The 375-nt window shown below is 61.1% G+C and carries 1 pseudogene; it reads right to left on the bottom strand.

Annotated elements, in window-relative coordinates:
- Positions 1–134: 134 nt before the first annotated feature.
- Positions 135–375 (bottom strand): annotated as a pseudogene (locus IMZ11_RS44820) (amidohydrolase family protein); the annotation flags it as partial.

Genomic DNA, 375 nt, shown 5'->3' on the forward strand with positions numbered 1-375 from the left:
TCTTCGAGCTCGGCGATTCCACGAAACAATTCGATGGTAATTGGGTGCGAAATTATGACGGAGCTCCTCGAGGTCGCGCCCCAGGGTACCCGAGCTCCCAGCTAAGCGCGCCGCAAATGTGGATTCCAGCCGCGCTACACGCCGCCGCGGCGCAGCATCCGACCTTGTGGGGTCTGGAAGTCAATCTTCTTGCCGCGCAACCAGGTACTGGTCACGACACCGGCGAGTGCACGTCCGTCGTATGGGCTGATCGGATTCTTGTGGTGCAGCTTGTGCACGTCGACGACCTGTGCCGACTCGGGCTCGAAGATAGCGAAGTCGGCGTCGTAGCCAAGTGCGATCTTGCCCTTGTTGTTCAGGCCGGCGAGTTCGGCG

The sequence above is a fragment of the Microtetraspora sp. AC03309 genome (genome assembly GCF_020826795.1).
GTDB classification, from domain to species: domain Bacteria; phylum Actinomycetota; class Actinomycetes; order Streptosporangiales; family Streptosporangiaceae; genus Microtetraspora; species Microtetraspora glauca.